Genomic DNA, 5,160 nt, shown 5'->3' with positions numbered 1-5,160 from the left:
TCATGGCGGGGGTGGGGCGGGTGACGGTGTCGGAGCGGAGGTCAACGATAGGCATCCCGGTCATAACAGCCCATTGTAACGCTTCGGCAGCAAGAGACGGGCTCGCCAGGACCCTTTGGTCGGCCATGAGTCAGGCATTCGCTCGGTATTTTAGCGACGGTGACAGCTTGCACCTATAGAGTCTGTTAGAGCTTGCTTCATGCTATCATATAACATGAAAGTAGGTGTCTATCATGGCGCAAACAGTCAAAACCATCGGCGGTAGCGGCCAACTCTCACTGGGCAAAGACTACGCGGGCAAGACGGTGGTGATCGAGTCGCCTGAACCCGGCATGTGGATCATCAAAACCGCACAGGTCATCCCCGACAACGAGATGTGGATGCTGCAAGAGCCGATGAGGACGGACATAGACGAAGCGATCCGGTGGGCGGAGGAAAATCCTCCCGCCGAAACGGACCTGGATGACCTTCTGAAAAAGCTCAGTGAACACGGTGATTGATTTTGATCTGAACAACCCAACCTTTCAAAAACATCTTTTGGCACTACAAAAAGACGACCTTTATCGCTTCTCCCAAGCTCTCGTGAAGATCAAGCAGATGACCTGGCAACAGGTTTATCAGGACAAGGGGCTTAACTGGGAGCTCGTTTCCCACCGGTTGGGGCCTAAAGATCAGAGGCTTTACACCATCCGCATCTCGCAGAAGTTTCGGGTACTGGTCTATCGGGAGGAGAACTTTATGCGGTTCTTGTCGCTCCATCCTGACCACGACTCGGCTTACCAGCAACGCCGCCCTGGGAAAAAGCCATGAGAGCCGCCGTGATGCACGCCTTTGGGGAAGCCCTCTCCTTGGAAACCGTCCCCGACCCCATCCCGCCCGAGAGCGGCGTGGTCATAGAAGTGAGGGCCAACGGCATATGCCGCAGCGACTGGCACGCCTGGATGGGCCACGACCCGACGATTGCGCTGCCACACGTGCTCGGCCACGAATTCGCCGGGGTGGTGGCGGAGGTCGGCAAGGAGGTGCGCGGCTGGCGGGCGGGCGACCGCGTCACCGTGCCCTTCTCCGGGGGCTGCGGGCGCTGCGGAGAGTGCCTGGCCGGTTTTCAGCACATCTGCGACCACGACTACCAGCCGGGCTTCAGCGGCTGGGGCGCCTTTGCCCAGTTCCTCGCCATCCCCAACGCCGACGTCAACCTGGTGCGCCTTCCCAGCGCGCTTCTTTTCGACGAGGCCGCCGGCCTGGGCTGCCGCTTCATGACCTCGTTTCGGGCGGTGGTGGACCAGGGGCGGGTGCGCGGCGGCGAGTGGGTGGCGGTCTACGGCTGCGGCGGCGTCGGGCTCGCGGCAGTGATTATAGCCTCGGCCTTGGGTGCAAACGTCATCGGCATCGATATCGACGAGGCGAAGCTCGAGCTGGCGAGGTCGCTGGGCGCGACCGCCCTGATCAACGCTGAAAGGGTCGATCCCGTCCAGGCCGTTTACGACCTCAGCGGCGGCGGCGCGCACCTCTCCATCGACGCCCTGGGCAGCGCCGTCACCTGCCGCAACTCGGTCCGCTCTTTGAGAAAGCGCGGCCGGCACGTGCAGGTCGGGCTGATGCTCGCTTCCGAGCGCGACGCGCTGGTTCCGATGGCCGAGGTGATCGCCAAGGAGCTCGAGATCAGGGGCAGCCACGGCATGCAGGCGCACCGTTACGGCGCCATGTTGGCGATGATCAGCTCAGGCAAGCTGAGCCCCAGGCGGATGATCGGCAAGACGATCACGCTCGAGGCGGCCGGGGCCGAGCTAGCCGCGATGGGAAGCTTCGCGCAGCGGGGCGTCACGGTCATCACGCGCTTCGATTAGCAGGTCCGCGGCTAGCGGTGAGGCGTGAAAAAGCGCTGGCACTTGGGGTACCAGCGCGAGCCCACTAGGGCAAGAAGTCAGGGCAATCGCCCTAGTGATAGCTCATTAGAGCGCAGCTCAAGGGATTCGCATGTGCATTTATCACATCGGAGCGGAGCAGGTACTCGAGAACGACCAGGCGCTCGCTTGCACCGTTGGGCGCCCAAACGAAGAGCACGCCGGTTCCCCAAGTACCGGCGCGCTCGAGCCGCTAAGGTGAGTTGTCAAGGAGCGGGAGAATCACCCTAGCGCACGACTATCAGAACACGGCCCCGGCAGCTCCCCGGTGCATTCATCACCTCGAGCCCGTCGTCCCCAGGAGCATAAAGAGCGCCGGCATGGGAAGTGCCGGCGCCATCTGGAAAAGGCGCTAAGGCGATGACGTGTAGGAGGGACCACCCTAGCGCCCCTTCATTACAGCGCGGCGGCGGGCGTTTCCCCGGTGCATTCGTCACCCTCGAGGCCGGCACCAGGCTCGAGCCCGGCGTGGTAGGCTGATAAACCTTTGGAGACCCTCTTGAGCCACTTTTTCGCCTACCTCGCCCGCATGAAGTTCATCCAGCGCTGGGGCCTCATGCGCAACACCGACCCCGAAAACATCATGGAGCACAGCCTCCAGGTCGCGCAGGTCGCGCACGCCCTGGCCGTCATCAACAACCGCTACCGCGGCGGCTGCGTGAGCCCCGAGCGCACCGCCACGCTGGCGCTCTACCACGACGCCAGCGAGGTCATCACCGGCGATCTGGCCACGCCCATCAAGTACTTCAACCCGCAGATCAAGACCGCCTACCGCGAGATCGAGGTCGTCGCCAAGAGCAAACTCCTGGCCATGCTGCCGGACGCGTTGAAGGGCGAGTACGCCGCCCTGCTGACCCCCGACGGCGAGGACCAGGAAGCCTGGGCGCTGGTGCGCGCCGCCGACAAGATCTGCGCCTACTTGAAATGCCTCGAGGAACAGCGCGCCGGCAACGGCGAGTTCGCTCAGGCCGAGAAGGCGATCAAGGCCGAGCTGGACAGGACGGCGACGCCCGAAGTAAGATTCTTTCTCGAGCGGTTCGTGCCGAGCTTCTCGCTGACGCTCGACGAGTTGAATTAGCAGGCTGACGGCGCAGCCTGTGCGTGGCTTCGACCTTGGCCTTACCGCAATATCGGCGTCACCAGGCCCTGGCCTAATCCTCCAGCCTGTGCACCTCCATGCTCCAGTCCTGCCCGGCGGTGACACCGTGGGTCTCGGCGAAGTTGCCGAAGTTGATGGCCACCGAGAGCTGAAGGAGGCTGTTCAGGTAGAGCAGCTCGTCGCCCTCGGCCACGTCGCCAAAGGTATGGACGTAGGGCATGGTGCCGCGAAAGACCTCCTCGTCGCCGCCTCGGATGACGACTAGGACCTCCTCGCCGAGCGCGACGCCGAGCTCTTCAAAGAGCGCCTGGTCGATGTTGCTCCAGACGTTGCCGTACTGCGAGTCGAGGATGGGGACGCTGCCGCGCGCCACGCCCGCCGCCACGTCGACTTCGGCGCGCTGGTAGGGGAGCGCGACGAGCTCGCCCTCCAAGACCGGGCCGACCTCCTCGAAGGTGATTTCACCCGCCGCCAGCCGGGCCGCCGTGTAGGCGAAGACGTCGCGGCCGAAAAAGGTGTGCGAGTCCTCCGAGCCCTCCAAGCGGTTCGTCTCCTCGTCGATGAGGCGCGCCTCGTCCAGGCCCATCGTTTCCATCACCAGCGTCAGCGTGCCGTTGTCGGGCGTCACGAAAAAGTGCCCGGTCTCCGTCCTCACCACCACCGAGTTGCGCTCGGTACCCACGCCGGGATCCACCACCGTCACGAAGACCGTGCCCTCGGGCCAGTAGCTCGCCGTCTGCTGAAGCCGAAAGGCGCCCTGCCAGATGTCGAAGGGGCTTATCTCGTGGGTCAGGTCGAACATGGCGATCTCAGAGGAGACCCCGTGGGCGACGCCCTTCATCGCCGCCACCGCGCCGTCGCCGAGGCCGAAGTCGGTCATGAAGACCAAGGTGGGTCGCTGCGCGAACGCCATGGTGCCCAGAAACAAGTAGAGGACCAAGGCCAGCCCTCGCAGAGGGTGAGAGATACGGCTTGCCAAAAGCGGATGATGCATGCGTGACCTCCTCTGAGCCTGGCGGGCTCGAGCTCAACAATACCCCGATCGCGGCCAGCCCCGCTCGGGAAAGGCTTGACGGCAGCCGACCGGTCATTTAAAGTGGTCATATGAAAAGGGTGAGCGCCACCGAGTTTAAAGCGAAGTGCTTGGCTATCCTGGATGAAGTCAAGCGGACGGGTGAGCCCGTGACCATTCTCAAGCGCGGCAAGCCCGTCGCGCAGCTCGTGCCCCCCCTGCCTCGCACGGAGACCTATCCCCAGTACAACCTTATCGGCACGGGTGAGATCGTAGGAGATATCATCGAGCCCGCCGTTCCAGCCGAAGACTGGGACGCGGTGCGCGGCGAGCTTTGAGAGCGTTTATGCCCCAGAGGGTACTGCTCGATACCCATGTCCTCCTTCACTGGCTGTGGCGAGACCCGCGCCTCTCCGACCGGCATAGACGCGTTTGTGAAGCTGCGGGTGAGGATGCGCCTCTTTGGCTGTCAGAGGTCACGCTGTGGGAGATCGCGATGCTCTACAGTTTGCGGCGTATCCGCCTTGACGTGCCCCTGCGAGATTTTTTAGAGCAGGCAACCTCTCCTCCACTCGTGCAGCGCGTTCGTATCTCGCCCGCCATTGCCGCCGAGGTCGCGGCGCTGCCTGATAGCTTTCACCGCGACCCCGCCGACCGCCTCATCGTCGCCTCGGCGCGTGTGCTTGGTGCGACCCTGCTGACGCAAGACGTAAAAATCATCGACGCCAAGCTCGTGCCGACGATGAGCTGACGAAATGAACCGCACCGACCGCCTCTTGGCGATGGTCTTAGAGCTTCAGGGACGGGGCCGCTGCCGCGCCGAAGACCTCGCCCGCACCTTTTCGGTCAGCAAACGCACGGTCTACCGCGACATCGTGGCGCTCTCTCAGGCGGGCGTGCCGGTCGTGTCCGCGCCGGGGCAGGGCTACTGGCTCATGGAAGGCTACTTCCTGCCGCCGCTACAGTTCAGCAAGGAGGAGGCGACCATGCTGAGCTTGGGTGCGGGCGTGATGGCACGGACCTTTGACGCGCAGTACAGCCTAGCGGCAGAGTCCGCCGGGCGAAAAATTGAAGCGATCCTGCCCGAGGGGTTGCGCCAAGAGGCCACCTACCTCAAAGAGAACATCCGCTTCATCGTCTTAGAG

8 protein-coding genes are annotated in these 5,160 nt (G+C 63.4%); 7 read left to right on the top strand and 1 reads right to left on the bottom strand.

Annotated elements, in window-relative coordinates; genetic code table 11:
* Nucleotides 1-233: 233 nt before the first annotated feature.
* From M3498_00450 to yfbR, 4 genes are all read left to right on the top strand, one after another.
* Nucleotides 234-500 (top strand): hypothetical protein, encoded by a 267-nt coding sequence (locus M3498_00450; protein ID MDQ3457764.1) that lies wholly within the window; start codon nucleotides 234-236, stop codon nucleotides 498-500.
* On the top strand, nucleotides 484-810 hold the full coding sequence (locus M3498_00445) for a hypothetical protein (GenBank protein ID MDQ3457763.1): 327 nt from the start codon (nucleotides 484-486) through the stop codon (nucleotides 808-810). The genes M3498_00450 and M3498_00445 overlap by 17 nt, the downstream gene beginning before the upstream one ends.
* Nucleotides 807-1,847, top strand: coding sequence for a zinc-dependent alcohol dehydrogenase family protein (locus M3498_00440; protein ID MDQ3457762.1), 1,041 nt, complete (start codon nucleotides 807-809; stop codon nucleotides 1,845-1,847). The genes M3498_00445 and M3498_00440 overlap by 4 nt, the downstream gene beginning before the upstream one ends.
* 586 nt (nucleotides 1,848-2,433) lie before the next feature.
* On the top strand, nucleotides 2,434-2,982 hold the full coding sequence (yfbR, locus tag M3498_00435) for a 5'-deoxynucleotidase (GenBank protein ID MDQ3457761.1): 549 nt from the start codon (nucleotides 2,434-2,436) through the stop codon (nucleotides 2,980-2,982).
* Between the two features lie 73 nt (nucleotides 2,983-3,055).
* Here yfbR and M3498_00430 read toward each other — a convergent pair whose 3' ends face one another.
* A complete protein-coding gene (locus M3498_00430) occupies nucleotides 3,056-3,997 on the bottom strand; it encodes an S-adenosyl-l-methionine hydroxide adenosyltransferase family protein (protein MDQ3457760.1) in 942 nt (313 codons plus the stop codon).
* 110 nt (nucleotides 3,998-4,107) lie between these two features.
* On the opposite strand from M3498_00430, the gene M3498_00425 reads away from it, so the two are divergent.
* The 3 genes from M3498_00425 to M3498_00415 all read left to right on the top strand — a co-directional run.
* Nucleotides 4,108-4,353: a type II toxin-antitoxin system Phd/YefM family antitoxin gene (locus M3498_00425; GenBank protein MDQ3457759.1), complete on the top strand. Its 246-nt coding sequence runs from the start codon at nucleotides 4,108-4,110 to the stop codon at nucleotides 4,351-4,353.
* A gap of 8 nt (nucleotides 4,354-4,361) precedes the next feature.
* Nucleotides 4,362-4,766 carry a type II toxin-antitoxin system VapC family toxin gene (locus tag M3498_00420; GenBank protein MDQ3457758.1) on the top strand — a complete coding sequence of 135 codons (405 nt, stop codon included), beginning with the start codon at nucleotides 4,362-4,364 and terminating at the stop codon, nucleotides 4,764-4,766.
* A 4-nt stretch (nucleotides 4,767-4,770) separates the two neighbouring features.
* Nucleotides 4,771-5,160: HTH domain-containing protein (locus M3498_00415; protein MDQ3457757.1), on the top strand; the 390-nt coding region annotated here is incomplete at its 3' end.

The organism is Deinococcota bacterium, from assembly GCA_030858465.1.
Taxonomy (GTDB): Bacteria; Deinococcota; Deinococci; order Deinococcales; family Trueperaceae; genus JALZLY01.
The sequence above is the reverse complement of the archived record's forward strand: the minus strand, read 5'-3'. Positions and strand labels throughout refer to the sequence as shown.

Coding starts and splice junctions, on each gene's coding strand:
- M3498_00420 (MDQ3457758.1), top strand. CDS start 4,362: ATGCCCCAGAGGGTACTGCTCGATACCCATGTCCTCCTTCACTGGCTG.
- yfbR (MDQ3457761.1), top strand. CDS start 2,434: ATGAAGTTCATCCAGCGCTGGGGCCTCATGCGCAACACCGACCCCGAA.
- M3498_00425 (MDQ3457759.1), top strand. CDS start 4,108: ATGAAAAGGGTGAGCGCCACCGAGTTTAAAGCGAAGTGCTTGGCTATC.
- M3498_00440 (MDQ3457762.1), top strand. CDS start 807: ATGAGAGCCGCCGTGATGCACGCCTTTGGGGAAGCCCTCTCCTTGGAA.
- M3498_00450 (MDQ3457764.1), top strand. CDS start 234: ATGGCGCAAACAGTCAAAACCATCGGCGGTAGCGGCCAACTCTCACTG.
- M3498_00430 (MDQ3457760.1), bottom strand. CDS start 3,997: ATGCATCATCCGCTTTTGGCAAGCCGTATCTCTCACCCTCTGCGAGGG.